Source organism: Eudoraea sp. (assembly GCF_049669105.1).
Lineage (GTDB): Bacteria > Bacteroidota > Bacteroidia > Flavobacteriales > Flavobacteriaceae > Eudoraea.
In genome coordinates, this window is the sequence record NZ_JBATKE010000081.1 from 26,764 (window position 1) to 46,634 (window position 19,871).

Sequence of the window (19,871 nt, forward strand, 5' to 3'; positions counted from 1 at the left end):
AATATTACTTCTGATGCGATTTTCCAATTGTTAAGATACTTAAAACCGATTAACCAGATACTAATTATGAATATACCTGGAATACTGAGGTGATAATTAGAGATCAAGTAAAGAGATGAAATTAAATAAAAATCGGGTAATTATGGGTATTGTTTTGAGAAGTAATCATTGTTCCAGATTATTGGCCTGGAAACTTTCAAGATCGTTGCTATTATTGAATTGTGAATTAATTTCTATTGGATTACAGCAAATTTCACAATCTTCAACGTAATTCTGCTGTTGAATCGAGGGGTCTAACAGCATCGATATTTCTTCCCAGCAATAGGGGCATTGAAAGTAGTGTTCGTACATTAAAGAGATATAAATTTTAATTTATAAATGACCTCTCTCAAATTAAGAAAACAGTATTAAAAATCTACATTCAATAACTGACCTGTTAGTTGCAATAGCTCTAATTCGGCTAGTTTAGCATCGTATTTTGCAAGATTTTTGGTTGTTTGCGCCGCTAAAAGATTAATCTGAGCCTGTCTGAATGTTATTGACGTAATCCTTCCCAGTTGGTATTGCTCCCTTGATCGTTCAAAATTATTCTGATTGGTAATGACAGCTTTCTCCTGAATTTCATATATCGTTAATCTGTTTTCATAAGTTTCCAGTGCATTCTCAATATCCCTTGCAACCTCTAGTTCAACCTGCTTCTTTAATAACTCCTGATTTTCATAAACTATTTTAGCGTTTCGAACCCTGGTTATTGTGCTTCCTCCGTCAAAAAGGTTCCAGGTAAGGCCGGCATTAAGCGCAAGGTTTAAATTGTTATTGTTGGTCCCGGGAAAGAATGCTGAGGCAGCACTCTGATTTAAATTCCAACCATATGAACCCGTTAGGCCAATCACCGGCAAATAACCAGATTTACTTACCTTGATGTCGTATTCATTTATTGCTAAATTCCTTTCGGTTTGAAGGATGGCAAGGTTATTTACGGACACATCATCAACCATCGCCTGTATTTCCAACATGGGGATAAAACTAATTAGGGTATCTACTTCAAATAAGTTGGATACCCCCTGATTTAATACAACATTTAAATCGCGTTTGGTATTATTCAATAATCGCTGGGTATTTAGGAGAATTATACTATCATTGGTAACATCAACTTCCGCATTTAAAACATCCAACTGTGTATTTTGCCCATACTCAAAGGCGTATTGGGCCCTTTTAATCCTGTCTTTAGAAACCTCCAAAGCTTGTTTCTGTGCATATTCATTTTCAGATAAACGGGCAACTTCAAAATAGATACTTAGCAACTGAAGTATGGTATTTTGGATAGTTTCCCTGGCCTGCAATTCGGTTAATTGGTACTGTTCCTTCAGTATCTTATAATTGTATCTGCGCCCTAAGCCATCAAAAAGAATATAATTTAAATTTAGTCCCGCATTATAGCGTTGTGCTTCTGCCTTATTAATTTCAAAATTCGGCCTGGGATTTCCATTTTCATCTACCTGGCCTGGAAATTCAATAGTAGAATCATCCCTGTTATAAGTAGCTCCTGCTGTACCCGTTAGGGTTGGTAAAAACCCTGTGTTTAGTACTCCCTGATTATTATCGGCAATTTCAACCGTGTTTTCAGCAAATTTTATACCAAAATTCTGCTCTAATGCCAAGGCTATAGCCTCACTTTTTGACAATAATTTTTCTTGTGCAATAGCATTCGTACTCAATGCTAAAAGCACAATCACCTTGATATAATTTTTCATTTTTCTTTACCTTCTAGTTCAATTGAAGTTTGTTCTTTCCTTTGCCCATTCTCTGAACCTTTTGGCGATTCTTTAATAAGTTTAGTAACCAATTGGTTGTGTTGATCCAATTCTTCTTTTTGCTCCTTAATAGCACGTTCAACATCTTCTTTAGCCACTTTATTACCAGTAGCCAGCCATTTAGCATTTACCTTAACCTTATTACTAAAAGATAGAAAAATAGGCAGCATTACCAACGTTAGAACAGTGGCGAAAGCTATCCCATAGGCAATTGAAATAGCCATTGGTATCAGAAACTGTGCTTGTCTGCTTTGTTCCAGTATTAAAGGCGCTAAACCTGCAATTGTGGTCAATGAAGTTAGAAAGATAGCCCTGAATCGGGAGCGACCTGCATCATAAATGGCATCATCAAACGTCATCCCCGCTCTCAGATTATTATTAAACTTCCCAATAAGTACTAAACCATCATTCACCATAATCCCAATAAGAGCTATAATTCCCAACATAGACAAGATATTAATTGGGAAATCATGAATCCAATGCCCCCAGGCCACGGCAGTTAAACTAAAAGGAATCAATAGTAGAAGCATTAATGGTTGGCTAAAGCTCCTGAATGTGAATGCAATTGTAATATAAATAAGAAGTAATACTGTAAGGCCAACAAAGCGAAGGGAACCCAAAAGTTTACCTGCTTCTCTGTTCTGACCTTCATATGAAGGAGTAACCGTTGGATATTTGGCCAGAATTTCAGGCATTATTTCTGTACGTATATCAGTCATAACATCTGTGGCACTTACTTTTTTGGCGTCTTTAAGGTCCGATGATAATTGTATTTCGCGACGACCTTCTAAATGATTTATAGCTACATCTCCCCGTTCAATGGTATAAGTGGCTATTTCCTTTAATGGAATCCTACTGCCATTTGGAGTAACTATGCGCATTTCATCCAAATCTGTTATTGAGGATCTGTTTTCACGATCATATCTTACCCAAACTCGTATTTCATCCTGGCCCCTTTGAAATCGTTGAGCCTGAGTTCCAAAAAAGCCCGCTCTAACCTGATTCATTACTGTCCTTAGATTAAGGCCCAGCATATAGGCATTTTCCTTAAGCTCCAGGCGGATTTCTTTGATCCCAGCCGGATCATTATCTGCAATATCTTTAAGGTCTGGGTTATTTAGCATTGCTTGTTTTAACTCCTCTTTAGCAGCCTTTAATTCCTCAATATTATAACCCAATAAAGAAACGGATACAGGGTCACCTCCAAAATTGCCGCCGGAGCCATATATAAGACTTTCAACACCTATTACCGGTCCTACCAATTCCCGTAGGCGATTGGTTACCATATCTGACCTGATGGCATTCGGACGTTCCTCACCTGGTAATAAATTTATAGTAAGTGTTGCCGCTGAAGAACCAGGTCCTACATTTTTTATTACATTTTCATAAAGTACTTTACCTGTGCCTTTAAGGTATTGCTCTGTTAATTCCTGATTGACAAGTTCAGCTTTATCTTCAATCAAGGTTATTATGGAATCTGTTATTTTTTCATTTGTGCCATTGGGCATAAGTAATTCTATCTGAACCCTATCACTGGCAATTTGTGGGAAAAAGGCCGTTCTGATAATTCCCCCACCTATTGATCCGAAGGTGAGAATTAGTGCAAATACGAAAAAAGAAAAAGTTAACAGTTTATATCGCAAGGCAAATTTTAATGTGGGGCTATAGGCCTTATCCCGAAACCACACCATAATCTGATCCCCACCTTTATTGATAATCCTAAGCCTTGAAAATATTTTGGCAATCCCCTTTTTTGGTCTTTTATCTTCTGCATGTAATGCTTTGGAATGAGCCAGGTGAGCTGGGAGAATTATAAGCGCTTCTACCAATGAAACTACCAGAGTAAGTATCACTATTACGGAAACTTCTCCAAAGAATTCCCCGATTCTTCCGTCCAGAAATAAAAAAATTGAGAACGCAAGTACCGTGGTAATAATTGCAGATACAATAGGAGGAATTACCTCCATAGTTCCATCTATTGCTGCTTGTACCGGGGTTTTCCCTTTCTCGTAATGCTGATATATGTTTTCAGCTATTACAATCCCATCATCTACCAGGATACCAATAACTATTATCATTCCAAAAAGTGACAGTACATTTATTGTAACATCAAAAAAACCGGCAAAAATAAACATCCCCAAGAAGGCAACAGGCAAACCAAATGCGACCCAAAAAGCCAATCTCGTATTAAGAAATACGGATAAGAAAATAAGCACCAGAATCATACCCAATATGGCATTTTCTGTTAGCAGTTGGGTACGCTGTGTGAGTGTCGTTGAAAGATCACTTACCACACTTAACTTAACATTATTATTTTTCTGATTAAAATCTTCAATATAATTACGAACTTTTTCAGCAGAAGAAATAAGATCTTCAGTATTCGTACTTGTAATTGTAGTTCGTACCGAAAGGTCTCCGTTGAAATAAGAAGCATTTGGAGTTTCTGAAAATCTATCCCTAAGTAAGGCAATATCTTTTAAGCGAACTGTCTGTCCCGCCGCATCAGCCCTTATTATTAAATTGGAAAGTTCATCCCCGTAATAGGACCTGTTATTCGCCCTGATAAGGTATTCCTCCTCACTAGTTTTTATATTCCCTCCAGTCACCAGGATATTGGCATTCGAGACTGCATTTGCAACCTCAGAGAAAGACAAACCATATGCCAGGAGATTATTTTCATTTACCGCAATTTCAATTTCTTCTTGTGGAAACCCGGAAATAGCAATCTGGGATATTCCATCCATTGCCCGAATATCATTTTCTATCTGACGGGAAATTTGTTTAAGGGTTGCCAGAGGAATATTTTCGCCACTAATTGCAAAACTTATTGTTTGTCTTACTGCTTCTAATTTTGAAACTATTAAGGGTTCCATCCCGGTAGGAAATGTAGGTACCCTATCAACTGCATTTTTTACTTGCAGAAGCATAAAATCAATATCCCGTCCTTTTTCAATTTCCACGTTGATATTTCCACTATTCTCCCTTGAAGTTGAGGTTACCCTATCAACACCTTCGAGTCCTTTAAGATTATCTTCAATTTTCAAAACGATACCTTCTTCAATCTCCTGTGGAGATGCACCGGGGTAGGTTATATTTACTGAGATGTTTTTTGAATCTGTCAAAGGAAAAAATGAAGATTTCAAAGAAATAGCTCCAACAATTCCGAAAACGAAAAATGCTATAATTATCACGTCTACAGCAACGTGATATTTTATGAAATAAGAGATTATTTTTCGCATTAGTTTTCTATTTTGGCTGTTTCACCTTTATATTTTTTTACCAACATTCCCTCAAAAGCACCAACAACGGGTTTGGTTAGTATTGAAATTCCATCAGGAACATCTTTAAGAACTACTTTTTTATCAGAAAAATATACTGGATTCACATCAATACGGTCAAGCAAGGTGTCTCTAACTACAAAAATCTGATTGTTTTCAAGAAGCAAATTCCTATCTATTTCAATGGCATTCGTTTCTTGTTTTGCATTAAGGTTAGCTTCCAGATACATGCCTTCTTTTAAGTCCGGATCATTAACATCTATATATGCCTTTATGGTCTGTGTAGCTACGTCTACATTTCCATTAATCCGGGCAACAAAGCCCTTATAAGTTTTCGTACGGTCCAAATTCACCAACTCTACTTCCTCATTAACTTTTAAAAGGTCACTAAAAGTCTTACTTATAGATACCTCCATTTCATAGATATCCGTATTTATAAATTCTCCCAATTTTTGACCTGGTCGCACCAGCGTACCTTCCGTAACTAAAGCCTCTGTAAGTATTCCTGAAAATGGGGCCGAGATGCGATACTTTCGCAACCGTTGCTCCATATTTTTAACATTGTAATAGTTTGTCAAAATTCCACGACCCGAAATAAAATATTTTTCCTTCTCACTGGACATATCCGGAAGAGGTGGAGTGGTTTCATTGAGGTCGAAATTACTTAGATATGCCTGCCATTTTGGAAATACTTCAGGATAATCGAGCCGCAAATCGGGCATGATCGAAGTAATTAAATTGTATAAATTACTCTTGGCCGACTGTACACTTGCATAGTATTCAGAGGCATCTATTTTGATAATTGTTTCACCTGTTTTGTAAGGTTGTCCAGCTTTAAACAGTTTATTCCCTTTTTGGAAAACGCCCTGAACTTCGGCATAGAGTTCAACCCTCCTTTTTGCCCTTAAATTACCATTCGCAGGGACTATAATTGGAACGGTACCATTCACCACAGTTTGAGTAAAAACTGTTTTCACCACTTTTTCTACTTTCGCCTTTGGTCTGGATTTACTGTTAGCAATTTGTTTAGCCAAAAAAAATGAGGCTATTATAATTACAATTCCTAATATGGATAATACTATTTTTCTCATTAGTTTATTATTTAAGTAGTGCCTCCGTGGAGGTAATATTGTGTTGAATACGTTGGAGCGTATTTATAAGTTGAAATATCTCTTCTTCTGTAATATTTTTTTCCATGATTTCTTTTAGTCCAACTATTATTGGCCTGCTTCGTTTAAATGTTATTCTACCGGATTCCGTAAGAAAAACCCGGTTTACCCGCTTATCGAAATCATCCTGTTCCCTGCTTATATAGTTTTTACGTTCCATTTTGGCCAGTAATCTTGCCAAAGAAGATTTATCCCTTAAGGTTAGATAGGCCAGTTCATTTTGAATAAGACCATCATTTTCATGTAATTTTTTAAGAACTATCATTTGCTCTTTACTAAGATCAAGTCCTTCGCATTGAAAAGCTTCGTGTAAATAATTATCAACCATCTTAGAGGTGCTGCCAATCCAGCGACCTACAGATTTATCAAAATCCACTAAAATGTCTGTATTATTCATGCTGCAAATGTAACGTTAAAAATGATTAGTTGCATATGCAACTAATGTTAAATAATTCTTAAATTTTGTTTAAGTATTTTGTTGTTTTATAAAACAAAAGGGATGCAGTCTGCATCCCTTTAACCAAACTAACTAAAGTATAAGCCAACTATTCATTTTCATTTTCATCCTCAAATTTCGTATCCGCCATCCGGGTTTTAGAAAAATTGACATCCTTGAAATCTAATTTTACATCTCCCTTGTCATAATCAAAAACCAGAAACTCCCTGGTATCCATAAGTTCAAGGTTTTTATATGAATTAAATTTGTTATTCTGAATTTGTAAGACCTTAAGACTAGCCAGCTGACCAAATTCTGCCGGGATCTCCCCTCCTAATTGATTATTTGCCAGTACAAGTTCCTTGAGTAAAACCAGTTGTCCTAAGTTTCGTGGGATATCACCCTCCAATGTATTCTCAAAAAGCCCCAGACTTTCCAGTCTTGTAAGATTTCCTATTGAATCTGGTATATGGCCAACAAAATTATTACTGGAAAGGTTTAGTACCCGCAACTTAGCTATATTCCCTATACTATTAGGAATCGTTCCTGAGAAAAAATTGTTAAAAGCAGTGAGCTCCAATAAATTTTCCATGTTTCCTATCTCGTCCGGAAGATTTCCTTTAAACCTGTTCATCTCTATTTTCAGAACCTCCAGGCTTTGTAGCTGTGTAATAGTACCAGGTAATTCTCCACTCAAGGTGTTAAATGCCAGATTAAGAATTCGCAAGTGATTTAAGTTGCCAACGCTTTCAGGAATTGGACCAGAAAGATTATTGCGAAATAAATTTATCTCCACCACATGATTTCCTTCAACCTTAACCCCATACCATTCTGATACCGGCTGGTCTATATACCATGGTTTTAACCAGGAAGTTCCATTGGTGCTTTCATAAAGATCAATTAAAGCCATTTTTTCAGCTTTACTAACCTTCGCATTTATCACCTGGTTTACAGTTATTGACACAACCAGAATAAGGAGCAGCTTTTTCATAGAATTCGACTTTAAGAAATAGTTGTATATTTATTAAATAAAAACACCACTTTACTAAAGAATTACCCTACAAAAATACTATTTTTAATAGATAAACAACCCATATAATCGATGAAGTGCACGTTTTTGTTGTGAAAGCCCTCTTTTCTGTTGTGAAAAAAATTTCGCGCTACATTTTATCCCTCCATCCCACTATTTTCCAGCTCTAAAGTGACATTTTCCCACTTTATCATCAACTCCTCCAGCTTCTTTTTTTTAGCCTGATAAGTATCGAAAAAATCCGGAATCGCTATTGTAGTATCATAATCCATCAGCAGGTCGTGATCTGTTTTAGCAATCTCCTTCTCTAACCCGGCTATGTCACTTTCAAGAGTACTTAACTTATTCTTTAGCGACTTTAATTTTTTCTGACCTACATAATCAGAAGGCTTGCTGGTACTTTTTTCTTTCTTTTTCTGATCTTTTTGTTTCTTTTCTATTTCCCGGAAATCTTCAACTTTGCGTTGATCAAGAAAATAATTGATGTCCCCTAAATACTCTTTTATTCTTTTTTCCTTAAACTCATAAACCTTATTAGTAAGGCCCTGCAAAAAATCCCTATCGTGTGAAACTACAATCAATGTACCTTCGAACTGTTTCAATGCCTCTTTTAAAACATGCTTGGATTTGATATCGAGATGATTTGTTGGCTCATCCATAACAAGTACATTAAAGGGTTGCAGCAGCATTTTAGCCAAAGCCAACCTGTTCCTTTCTCCACCAGACAAAACCTTTACATATTTATCTACATCGTCACCGCTAAATAGAAAAGATCCTAATATATCCCTTACCTTACTCCTATTCTTCTCATTGGCAGCATCGATCATAGTATCAAGAATGGTTTTATTGCCATCCAGATATTCCATTTGATTTTGGGCGAAATAACCTATCTCAACGTTATGACCGGATTTTAACCTGCCCTGATATTCCAATTCCCCGACAAGAATTTTCGCCAGGGTTGTTTTTCCTTGTCCATTCTGTCCTACAAAAGCTGTTTTGCTATCCCTTTCCAAAATTATGTCTACTCCGTTTAATACTTCTTTGTTACCGTAACTTTTGGAAAGGTCCTCCATTTCAAATATCACTTTTCCAGGAGTTACGGAAATTGGAAACCGCAGTTTCATCGCACTAAGGTCATCCTCATCAACTTCAATGCGTTCCATCCTATCCAGTTTCTTAATAAGTGATTGAGCCATTGTAGCTTTTGAGGCCTTGGCCCGGAATTTGTCTATTAGCCGTTCTGTTTGTTGAATTTCTCTTTCCTGGTTTTTTTGGGCACTTAGTTGTTGTACTTTGATTTCTTCCCGCAGTTGCAAATATTTAGAATATGGTTTGTTGTAATCATAAATTCTTCCAAGGGAAATTTCTATTGTTCTATTTGTGACATTATCCAAAAACATTCTATCATGCGACACTATCACCAGTGCACCGGAATAATTAAGCAGAAATTGTTCCAGCCAAAGTATAGAATCAATGTCCAAATGGTTTGTAGGTTCATCCAATAAGAGAACATCGTTATTCTGTAAGAGTAATTTAGCTAATTCTATACGCATCCGCCATCCACCGGAGAATGTATCTGTGCTTTTATCAAAATCTTCCCTTTTAAAGCCAAGACCTAAAAGGATTCTTTCAGTCTGGCCCTGATAGTTGTATCCTCCGTGAACTTCATATTGATGGGTTAAATCATTTAAGTCTATTATTAGTTGATTATATAAGTCACTCTCGTAATCGGTCCTTTCTGCCAATTGCAAATTTATATGCTCCAACTGCTTTTCTAATGCTTTTAATTCAACAAAAGCCTCATAGGCTTCATCAAGTACCGATCTTCCATGCTCAAAATCGAGATCCTGTTTTAGACAGCCTATTTTTATATCTTTTTCTGTAGCCAATGTACCCGCATCTGGTTCCATTTCCTTAGAAAGCAATTTAAGCAAGGTAGATTTCCCTGCGCCATTTTTCCCAATAAGCCCAACCCTATCCCCGGCATTTAATCTAAAGGCGATTTCTTTAAATAGGTATTCTCCTCCAAAAGAAACAGAAAGATTATGAATATTTAGCATTTTGTGATTGGTGTTACAATTAGAAACTTTGCAAAATCGTAGTTTTGCCTAAACTTTTGCAAATGTTAAAAAAAGGAAACAAACTCTACAGCATTTTAACAGGAAGTTGTCCAAGATGCCACCAGGAAAGTATGTATACAGATACTAATCCTTATCATCTGGGTTCTCTTTTTAAAATGCAGGAACGTTGCACGCACTGCAAGACAAAGTACAAAATTGAGCCGTCCTTCTTCTACGGGGCAATGTACGTAAGTTATGCTGTTGGAATAGCATTTGCGGTAGCGGCCTTTGTCATTGCTTTTTTAATAATTGGCACGAGTTTACTTAATACATTTATTGCAATAGTGGTTACCATGGTGGTCTTTTTACCCTTTATTATAAGGCTTTCCAGAAATATATGGATCAACATCTTTATAAAATACGACCCAGGAACTGTTCAAATAGATTAAACTTTAATATAGGCTTTTTTAAATCTTGAGATATCCATTTCGGGGTCAATAGGCACACCTCTCTCTATATATTCATATAACTGGTTTGAAGCATAAGGGGAAATCATAACACCCCTGGAGCCAAAACCATTTAATACATATATATGATCCAAAACAGGATGTTTACCTACCAAAGGCCTCCTATCGGCCACCGTTGGCCTAATTCCGGCTACATGGTTCACTATTTTATATTCACAATTTAAAAAGGTTTCTAGCTTTGTGAGGAGTTCCAGTCTGGCCTCAGAAGTTGGCTCATTGTTTTTATCCTTCCATTTATAGGTAGCCCCTATTCTGTATAGATCATTCCCTATAGGAATTATAAAGACGGAAGATTTAATAACCCTCTCTTCCTTAAGAAGCGGAGCCTTTATAGTTAAGAGTTCTCCTTTTGTTCCGTTGAGGGGTAAGTAATTAAAATAGCTATTCTTTTTTAGTCCAAATCCTGTAGCAAAAACAATTCTTTTGGCACTAATGTCTCTATAGGTAAGCCCGTTTGTTCCTGTCTTTAATTCCTCAAAGTTGAAAGTCTCTGCATATAATAGCCTTTTTTTAGATAAATAACCGGAATATGCTTTCACCAACTTCTGCGTATCTACTCTTCCCGTATGCAGGACCTCCCCAAAACCGAATGGGGCTTTTAGGCAAGGATTATCATTGATGAGCAATTTTGTAGAAAGGTATGGCTGTAATTTTTCTTTATCAGCCGCCTCAAACCAAAGGTTTTGCTCCTCAACAGATGCAAATATTCTTAAAACCGGTACTTTATGATCCAGGGATACGCCCAGTTTAACCTCTAAGCTTTTGTAAAAGTTCTGAGCCAGGCCCAGTTGTTCATCAGCTTTCCAGGCAAGATTAAACCTTTTTAAAATTACAGGATTATATAAGCCTCCAGCAATATTAGATGATGTTTGAGAGTCATCATTGATCACTGTGAAGGTTTTACCATGCTCATCAAGTTTTTCACAAAATGCTATCCCGGCCAGTCCAAGGCCTACTATTAAGTAATCTACCATAATGTAAAATTAAAAAACGCTGCACCAAATGGTGCAGCGTTTTTTAATTTATCTCTGAATTGGAATTTAAAGCTTGCTTCTAATATGCCCACATGTCCTGTTCCCTGTCTCGTATTGTTTCTTTAATACGATCTGCTTCAAGCAACTGGAATAGCGCATTGTCTGCTATGTAATCATTAATTATACGATCACCCTGAACATTGTCTTCTCTATAGATCAGACCATTAAAACGTCTGGCATTCAACAACATATCAAAAGATATTGGCTGCGCTGAGTTTTGTTGGTTAAAAACCTTGGCTCTGTGTAATATCTCTCTGGCACTAGGATACCAAACCCAAAAAAGTTCAACTTTATTCTCATTGGGATCCATAGATTCATCATCTACAAAGTTGACATCGGGTGCTACCGGGGCAATACCCAACAGTCGATACTTCAATTCGCCCTGCCGCTTATCAAAATACCATATCCCTTTGATACGATATTCTTCAATATCCGCTGCAGTAAGTTCCCTCCGGTTAATATATTCGGGGGAAAGTTGTTCACCGGCATTGATTTGCTCATATCCAAGATCTGTGGTATCTACTTTTTTCAAAGTAGCTGCCAGGTCACTGAAATTTCTTTTTTCAGTAAAATAGGAATCCACATATACGTCAGTAAGTTTACCGTTTTTAATGTTTTTCATAAAAACATCATATAACGACCTTCTGTCCGCACCAATATCAATGGTGTCAAGCGGATAATACAGTGGAAAATTTACTCTTTCATCAAGATCAATTACCTCCCATACAGTCTTAGACCAAAGGATATCCCTGTCATCCACATAGCCGTATGGCAGCGGAGAATCATTATCCGCCGCTATTTGCGCTTCTGTCTTTTTTCCAATTTCCTCAGGCATCTTGGCATTTAAAATATTAGCCTGTGCCATCATGGATATTGGTAGTAGCGCTACAGCTCCAGCAATTAAAACATTCTTCCAATTCATAAAATTATAATTTATACTATTCTTAGTTCGTAATCTCTATAATTACCGGAGATACTTTCTTCAGTTTATAGCTTTTGTTATTCGTGATATACGCTTGAATATCGAATACCTGAACAGCATCACCTCTTTTAGCTCTTTTTAAGGCCGATTTAGCTCTTGTGTCCAGCTTATTGCCATTTACACTTACCGTAGGTTGTCCAGGCACTTTGAATTTAAATCCACTAATTGCAAGATTCAAGTCAAAATCAAAATCTTCAAGTAATGCACCAATTGTTGCAATTTCAAGATTTCTTCTGGGCATCTTAGCACTTCCTGTTTCTCCTCGAATAGATCCGGATGGTCTTGGAATATCCTTGATTCTGAACTCAGATTTTGAGGAAACACGTTGGCCGTCAGGCAACGTACCAGATGCGACAATTGTAACTGTTCTTCCCGTTCCCGGGTTCATGATATACTTACTGCCTTCTCTTTTCTTAAGACCTGGTGCCGATGCACTAACCTTGTTATTTGGAATTCCAGGAATCGAAATCGACATTGGGTTAGAAACCCCTCGATATACCACATTCATCTTATCTGCTGCAATTAATGCTGCATTAGGCTTAGTGATCGTGGCAAATGTTTGAGAAACAGGAACTTCCGTTCTCTCACCATCCTGAATAAATACCAGGTTACCGGCAATCTTATGGTCTCCGGGAGCTCCGGCACTAACTAAAAGTTTTACCTGACCATTTTTGATCTCATAATCCTTACCTTCATTCAGCTTTCTTCCATCTAAAGTAAGATTTACCTCATTTGGCCTTGTTGTAGCATCTTTACGACCTAATACAACTGCCCCTGAGAATTTCTCACCAGCATAAAATGCCGATTTTTCCTGCTCCAGTAGCGTGGTATAATTAGTCATAGAAACTTCACTGGTCAACTGACCTTCTAACATAGACTGTAAAGCATCCTGCTCTGTAGCCTTAACATCAGCTTGTATCTGTGTTATTTTAGTTAGAGAAGCAACAACCGGAAAACCTTCGAAATGATAATTGATCCAATCCTGTTTTGTTCCATCTCTTTTCTCAACTTTACCATTAGCATCACCAGTTTCAAATCTGGTTTGAACAGAAGCCTTAACTTCATTCATGCTTTCTGGTAAAACAGCCGAAACTTGAGTACGGTAATCAGTAATCCTCTTTAAGAATTCTTTTCCTTCCGGAGCCAGGTTATCACCTTGAAAAAATTTCTGATCTAAATAATCAGACTTATCCATAACCTGATAGTCTTTAGGATCTTTAATCTCGGTTAACATTTTACCTTTAAGGGCCTCCAGATAGTCATAATAATCCTGGGACAATTCCTTAATCTTTTTGGCATCTTCCAGTAGCGGACCAAATTTTTCCGCATTTTCAGATGCTTTAGTTTCTAAACCATTTAAGAACGCTACGTTGTTCTCCGTGGTTTTTGCGTTAGAAGCTTCCAACTTTTCGTTCATAAGACCGAACGCAGCCAGAACTTCCTTGCTCATATTTAACGCCAGCATCGCGATGAAGATCAAATACATTAAGTTTATCATCTTCTGACGTGGTGACAATTTTCCTCCTGCCATGTTTTCTAATTAGTTTTGATTAAAATTTTGATTTGGGTTTACTAATTCACTAATTAGTTTTTACTCATTGCAGATAACATACCTCCATATACTCCATTTAAGGAAGAAAGATTGGAAGCAAGAGATTCCATTTGGTCTTTAAGAGCACTTGCATTTTGAACAACTTCTTCATTTACAGAAGCCTGTCTGCTAGCGCTTTCCAATTGTACTTTATACAAGCTGTTTAAAGACTCCATTTGAGACGCTGCCTCTACCATTTCATCTGAATATTTTTTGGTAGATTCCATTGCATCTACTGAAGGAGCAATACCTTTTGCAGCACCTTCAAAATTGCGAATGCTTTCTCCAAGGCTCTCCATAAGGTTAGCGTCTATATTAGCTTCTTTTAGAAGCTCATCTAATTTTCTGGATAATATGCCTTCTGCTTCTTTCGCATCTTGAACATCATTTTTGTTACCAGACATACCACCTGCTAATTCAGGGTATACCAGAGACCAATCGTATTCATCATCTACCGGTTCAAATGCACTAATTGCAAAAATAAGAGCTTCTGTAATAAGACCTACCGCCAGAAGAAGACCACCTGTTAGAGGTCCAAATTCCCAGTGCAGGATTTTAAATAATGCACCAATGATAACCACCGATGCTCCCAGGCCATAGGCCATGTTAAATAATTTCTTTGTTGATTTTGACTGTGCCATAATTCTAAATTTAATTTAAGTTTAATGTTAAAAATAAGTATTTGGTTTATTGTTTGATTTATTTATATACGGAAAAACTATTGTGTTGAGTCTTCCTCGCCCATATAATCTTGTACGGTCCTAAAACCGATATAACTTCTGGCCGAATCTCTATACTCATAATCTCTGGTACTTACCTGTAGGAAGTAAGCAACATCTTTCCAAGAACCTCCACGTATAACTTTTCTTTTATTACCATAATCACCTCCATTGGGATTCATAGTAGATACGTAATCATATGAATTTGCGTCATAGCTGGAATTAGTCCATTCAGAAACATTCCCAGCCATATTGTAAAGATTATAATCATTTGGCTCATAAGACTTCGCTTCTACTGTATACAAAGCTGCATCAGCTGCATAATCACCTCGCTGTGGTTTAAAGTTAGCCATAAAGCAACCCGTATCGCTAATCACATAAGGACCACCCCATGGATAAGTTCCACTTTCGATTCCCCCTCTGGCGGCATATTCCCATTCGGCTTCTGTAGGTAACCTGAATCCGTTAACAAATTGTCTGCCTCTGCTCTTCTGGTCATCATTTTTAAATTTCGTTCTCCAGTTACAAAAAGCCTGGGCCTGCTGCCATGAAACTCCAACAACCGGATAATCACTATAGGCATCGTGCCAGAAATAGTCATTATGCATTGGTTCATTATAGGAGTATTGAAAGTCTCTTATCCAAACTGTCGTATCCGGATAGATCTCCAATTCCTCATGTTTAATAAAATCCTTTCTTCTGGCATCTCTTGAACGTGCAGCTGCCTCAATGTCCATCCAGTTGTAACTGTATTTAAGCTTTGTGACATCTACAGTGCGTTGACCATTATATGATTCCTCTTCAGGAATATATATTGAATCCATTATTTCTGTATAGTATTCATCAGGATATTCCGAAATATCCCAGACCAAATCCTGATCTCTATTTAGGCTTCTTCCTTCATAACCAGTCTCACCCATCCCGGAATAATTATCCAACATGTACTTATCATATGTAGACATATTGGTAGTATCTGCATCCTTAAATGCATATTCTCCAATACCTTCATCCTCCGGTCCCATTCCCAGTTCATCAGCCAGGATGGCCAACTTAGTTCTTACAATGGAATCTTTCACCCATTCTACAAACTGGCGATATTCACTGTTAGTTATTTCCGTATCATCCATGTAGAATGATCTTACGGTTACAGTTTTGGTTGGCGCATTAAGAACCTTTCCTACATCTTCCTCACTTTTACCCATGATAAATGCTCCTCTAGGGATCAGTTCCATTCCATAAGGTTTTTCCGGATACCACTTTTTACCCTGGACTCCGACTAGTTCTCCTTTTGTCTTAGACCCACAACTAGTGAGCAAAAAAACAAACGCTATAGATAATAACAATAGCTTCTTCATACTTTAGGTTAAATTTCGATTAAGACTATAAACAGTATTCACAATTATTATTCTCTAAAACTGCATTTTGAATAATTTATTGTATAAAACGGTCTATCCTTTAAAATAATTTAGTGTTAGTTAAAACCTTTCTTATAGGCCTTGAACCACCTTTCGGGAATATTTTGGTTACATGCGTCTAAATAGTCCTGTTCGGTGCATGGTAATAACGCAGGTGAATTTATTTTATTATGTGAAGATAAAATTGATGGAATCTCAACCCACCACCTTTCGGTAAGTAAACTTTTATAAAAAATCAATTGTTCGGTTTCCGTAGGCACATTAAACTTGTTGAAGTCTTTGCTTTTAGCACTCGGTAACTCTTTTATTCTAAAATTATATCCTTCTATAAAATACCATATTATCTGTGATATTAATTGAAATGATTGTACGGTATTCTCGCTTTCATATATTCCGAATATTGCGACATTATCACTCATTCCCGCATATCTGGCTATAGCACATATTTCTCTTCCATTAAATCCATTTGGTGAAAAATTCTTAGACCCATCAATCTCGCCAGCTTTAATTGCCCTGGCATCCATACTTACAATATGTGCGTTTCGCAATACGGGTTCTGCAAGGGAAATGTCGGAGGTTATTTCTCCCAGTCTGTAGGCATCAAAAAATAGGCGGTCCATCAAATCTATTTCTTCCTGAGCATTAAAATAGCTTTGATAACCAATATTAGAAAAATTGAAAAGATTGTTGGGCTTATCAGTAATTATTTTACTCATATAGGAATGCGAAGAAATAAGTTCCTCATCTGCCCCGAAATCGAACCTGCTGTCTATTGACACCAGATTTACCATATCCTTAATTTTATCAAATGCCCTATAGGTAGGGTAAGTAATATCCTGAGTCGCACCAATTATAATCGGAATTACATTTTCTTCAAGTAATTCTGCTACAATTTCCTTTACAACAAAATAGGTGTCCTCAACCGATTCTCCTTCTTCTATATCACCGAGGTCGACAAAGACTGAATTCCAATTGCCCATCATTAGCTTGTACAGCTGAATTCTGATCTCAGTGGTATCTAGTCGTTCTGTTTTCTTTTCAAATGCATTTCTCGATTCCAGAACTCCCATTAATGCAAATGATGCATTGGCCAGGACAGGTAACCCTTTTTTCTCTGTATGCTTGTGAATATTCCTGCCAAGAGATTGTGGTGGTAATAGCTCACAGTGCGCGAGGGCCATTTCATCAACAGGAAGTAAAAAATCAAACGCCATATTGGTACGTTAATCTTAGGTTTTCTTAGTCTTCTTTTTCGGTTTTTTCTTTTCGAGTAATGCTTTTGCATCTTCCAGGGAAACATTGGCAGCATCTACCTCTTTGGCAAGCTCAACCTTAGTCTTCCCTTTGATAATTGTATGCCTTCCCCATCGCGCCTTTTCAATCCGGATGCCTTCATCAGACCATTCCTTGATAAGTTTCTCTGCCTCTTTTTGCTTTTTAGATTCTATCAACTCAATAATATCAATTTCCGAAAGATTGTCAAAGTCATACTTTTTATTCACATTTATGAACATACCGTCCCATTTGATAAAGGGTCCAAAGCGACCTTTACCTTTGATAACATCTTTCTTTTCATAAACTGCAATAGGTGCATCTGCCTTTTGCTTTTCGCGAATTAATTCTATTGCCCTTTCAAGATCGACATCAAAGGCACTCTCACCTTTGTCCAGAGAGACAAATTTTTTGCCGAATCTAACATAAGGACCAAATCTGCCAACATTAGCCTCTACTTCTTCTCCTTCAAATACTCCTAACTTTCTGGGTAGTTGGAATAACTCCATTGCTTCCTCATAAGTAATCGTATTAAGGGATTGTTCAGGGAGTAAACTGGCAAATAATGGCTTGTCCTCTTCCTCGACCGTACCAATTTGAACCATAGGGCCAAATCGTCCCAAACGAACAGCAACTTGTCTTCCCGTTTTAGGGTCTTTACCCAGGACACGTTCTCCGCTTGCACGTTCCGCGTTTTCTTCAACGTCCAGTACTTTTGGGTGAAAGTCCTTGTAAAAATCTTTCATTACCTTTTTCCAATCTTCCTGACCTTCAGCAATTTCGTCAAAATCTTTCTCCACTTTGGCGGTAAAGTTATAATCCAAAATATGCGCAAAATGATTCACTAAAAAATCATTGACAATCATCCCTATATCTGTGGGCACCAATTTGCCTTTATCTGAACCTATCACTTCAGTGAGAGATTTTTCCTCAACTTTATCTGATTTTAAAATCAGTTGTGAATACTTTCGCTCTTGACCTTCAATACTTCCTTTTTCCACATAACCCCTGTTTTGAATGGTCGAAATTGTTGGGGCATAAGTTGAGGGTCTTCCTATACCCAGCTCCTCCAGTTTCTTTACCAAAGTAGCCTCTGTATATCTATACGGGGGTCTTGTAAACCGTTCTGTTGCCGTTATATAATTATAGAATAACTGATCACCGGTTTTCATTGCCGGAAGCAAACCTTCCTGCTCTTCAGCTATATCCTCTTCGTCTTTACCTTCAAGATAAACTTTTAAAAACCCATCAAATTTAATGACTTCTCCATTCGCAGTAAATTCTTCCTGATAAGAGTTCGACTTGATTTTTACATTAGTACGTTCTAATTGTGCATCGCTCATTTGTGAGGCAAGTGTACGTTTCCAAATCAATTCATATAACTTAGACTGATCTCTTTCCAGTGAAGGAGATTGCAAATTCATATCCGTGGGCCGTATCGCCTCATGTGCTTCCTGAGCTCCTTTAGATTTGCCCTTATAATTTCTGACTTTACTGTACTGTTCACCATAATTCTGAATAATGGTGTCTTTAGCAGCCCCTATTGCCTCCCCTGATAAATTTACGCTGTCTGTCCTCATGTAAGTAATCAGACCAGCTTCATATAAACGCTGGGCAACCTGCATAGTTCTGGCTACTGAGAAATATAATTTACGGGATGCCTCCTGTTGTAAAGTGGAAGTAGTAAATGGTGCGGCAGGTGATTTTTTTGCGAGTTTTTTATCCAGACTTGCAACATTAAATAGCGACCCCGCATTTTTATTTAAAAATACCTGAGCCTCTGCTTTGGTTTGGAAGCTCTTCCCAAGTTTTGCTCCAAATACATTCCCATTCACTGTTTTAAATTCCGCCACTACTTTATAGGAAGCTTCAGGATTAAAGACCTCAATGTCCCGTTCCCTCTCAACAATTAAACGAACAGATACAGATTGAACCCTTCCTGCAGATAAACCGGGTTTAATTTTTTTCCAAAGAACAGGTGATAACTCATATCCAACCAACCTATCAAGAACTCTTCTTGCCTGCTGGGCATTTACCAGGTTATAATTTATTTCTCTGGGGTTTTCAATGGCCTTTTGAATAGCTGATTTGGTAATGGAATTAAACACAATACGTTTAGTTTTGGATCTATCAAGGTCCAGTGTCTCCGCCAAATGCCACGAAATTGCCTCTCCTTCTCGGTCTTCATCACTCGCCAGCCATATGGTGTCTGCTTTTTTCGCAAGGGCCTTCAGCTTTTTAACCAGGGCCTTTTTGTCCTCGTCAACAATATATTTAGGATTAAAGTCATTTTCGACATCAACCCCTAACTCTTTGGAAGGAAGATCAGCTATATGGCCAAAACTGGATTCAACTTTAAAGTCTTTTCCCAGAAATTTTTCTATTGTTTTGGCCTTTGCAGGCGATTCTACGATTACTAAATTCTTAGCCATTCATCAGTTTTTGAAGAAACAAAAGTATGTCAAATTTTTTATTTCTGTTGCTACAATGCAAAACCCAAGTCATTTATTAGTCGAAAGTAAGGGGTCTTTTATACCTTATATA

The 19,871-nt window shown here is 37.3% G+C and carries 15 protein-coding genes; 1 reads left to right on the forward strand and 14 read right to left on the reverse strand.

Going from position 1 to position 19,871, the window contains the following annotated elements; translation table 11 throughout:
- Window positions 1-165: 165 nt before the first annotated feature.
- The 7 genes from WBM60_RS06895 to WBM60_RS06925 all read right to left on the reverse strand — a co-directional run bounded on the left by WBM60_RS06895 (window position 166) and on the right by WBM60_RS06925 (window position 9,787).
- Window positions 166-351, reverse strand: a complete 186-nt coding sequence (locus tag WBM60_RS06895; protein ID WP_424261814.1) for a CPXCG motif-containing cysteine-rich protein — start codon at window positions 349-351, stop codon at window positions 166-168.
- Between the two features lie 56 nt (window positions 352-407).
- Entirely contained in the window at window positions 408-1,754 is a 1,347-nt protein-coding gene (locus WBM60_RS06900) for a TolC family protein (protein ID WP_424278792.1), read from the reverse strand.
- Window positions 1,751-5,053 carry an efflux RND transporter permease subunit gene (locus WBM60_RS06905; RefSeq protein ID WP_424277416.1) on the reverse strand — a complete coding sequence of 1,101 codons (3,303 nt, stop codon included), beginning with the start codon at window positions 5,051-5,053 and terminating at the stop codon, window positions 1,751-1,753. Before WBM60_RS06905 ends, WBM60_RS06900 begins: the two co-directional genes overlap by 4 nt.
- Complete coding sequence (locus WBM60_RS06910; protein ID WP_424279040.1) at window positions 5,053-6,183, reverse strand: efflux RND transporter periplasmic adaptor subunit; 1,131 nt, start codon at window positions 6,181-6,183, stop codon at window positions 5,053-5,055. The genes WBM60_RS06905 and WBM60_RS06910 overlap by 1 nt, the downstream gene beginning before the upstream one ends.
- Window positions 6,184-6,190: 7 nt before the next feature.
- Window positions 6,191-6,658, reverse strand: a complete 468-nt coding sequence (locus tag WBM60_RS06915; protein ID WP_424263266.1) for a MarR family winged helix-turn-helix transcriptional regulator — start codon at window positions 6,656-6,658, stop codon at window positions 6,191-6,193.
- A 148-nt stretch (window positions 6,659-6,806) separates the two neighbouring features.
- Window positions 6,807-7,688, reverse strand: coding sequence for a leucine-rich repeat domain-containing protein (locus WBM60_RS06920; protein WP_424263268.1), 882 nt, complete (start codon window positions 7,686-7,688; stop codon window positions 6,807-6,809).
- A 176-nt stretch (window positions 7,689-7,864) separates the two neighbouring features.
- The gene (locus tag WBM60_RS06925) at window positions 7,865-9,787 is read right to left on the reverse strand and encodes an ABC-F family ATP-binding cassette domain-containing protein (RefSeq protein ID WP_424277419.1); all 1,923 of its coding nucleotides are present in this window, start codon (window positions 9,785-9,787) and stop codon (window positions 7,865-7,867) included.
- Between the two features lie 62 nt (window positions 9,788-9,849).
- Between WBM60_RS06925 and WBM60_RS06930 the strand changes: the two genes are divergently transcribed.
- Window positions 9,850-10,236: a DUF983 domain-containing protein gene (locus tag WBM60_RS06930; protein WP_424278668.1), complete on the forward strand. Its 387-nt coding sequence runs from the start codon at window positions 9,850-9,852 to the stop codon at window positions 10,234-10,236.
- Here WBM60_RS06930 and WBM60_RS06935 read toward each other — a convergent pair.
- The 7 genes from WBM60_RS06935 to topA all read right to left on the reverse strand — a co-directional run bounded on the left by WBM60_RS06935 (window position 10,233) and on the right by topA (window position 19,759).
- Complete coding sequence (locus WBM60_RS06935) at window positions 10,233-11,288, reverse strand: NAD(P)/FAD-dependent oxidoreductase (protein ID WP_424278667.1); 1,056 nt, start codon at window positions 11,286-11,288, stop codon at window positions 10,233-10,235. The genes WBM60_RS06930 and WBM60_RS06935 overlap by 4 nt on opposite strands.
- Before the next feature lie 79 nt (window positions 11,289-11,367).
- Window positions 11,368-12,270 (reverse strand): gliding motility protein GldN, encoded by a 903-nt coding sequence (gene gldN / locus WBM60_RS06940; RefSeq protein WP_424261363.1) that lies wholly within the window; start codon window positions 12,268-12,270, stop codon window positions 11,368-11,370.
- A gap of 22 nt (window positions 12,271-12,292) precedes the next feature.
- Window positions 12,293-13,861: a gliding motility protein GldM gene (gldM, locus tag WBM60_RS06945; RefSeq protein ID WP_424276911.1), complete on the reverse strand. Its 1,569-nt coding sequence runs from the start codon at window positions 13,859-13,861 to the stop codon at window positions 12,293-12,295.
- Window positions 13,862-13,914: 53 nt separating this feature from the next.
- A complete protein-coding gene (gene gldL / locus WBM60_RS06950) occupies window positions 13,915-14,562 on the reverse strand; it encodes a gliding motility protein GldL (RefSeq protein ID WP_299158045.1) in 648 nt (215 codons plus the stop codon).
- Between the two features lie 77 nt (window positions 14,563-14,639).
- The gene (gene gldK, locus WBM60_RS06955) at window positions 14,640-15,995 is read right to left on the reverse strand and encodes a gliding motility lipoprotein GldK (RefSeq protein ID WP_424263016.1); all 1,356 of its coding nucleotides are present in this window, start codon (window positions 15,993-15,995) and stop codon (window positions 14,640-14,642) included.
- A gap of 116 nt (window positions 15,996-16,111) precedes the next feature.
- Complete coding sequence (locus WBM60_RS06960; RefSeq protein WP_299158050.1) at window positions 16,112-17,269, reverse strand: formimidoylglutamase; 1,158 nt, start codon at window positions 17,267-17,269, stop codon at window positions 16,112-16,114.
- Window positions 17,270-17,284: 15 nt separating this feature from the next.
- On the reverse strand, window positions 17,285-19,759 hold the full coding sequence (topA, locus tag WBM60_RS06965) for a type I DNA topoisomerase (protein WP_424262810.1): 2,475 nt from the start codon (window positions 19,757-19,759) through the stop codon (window positions 17,285-17,287).
- Window positions 19,760-19,871: the final 112 nt, after the last annotated feature.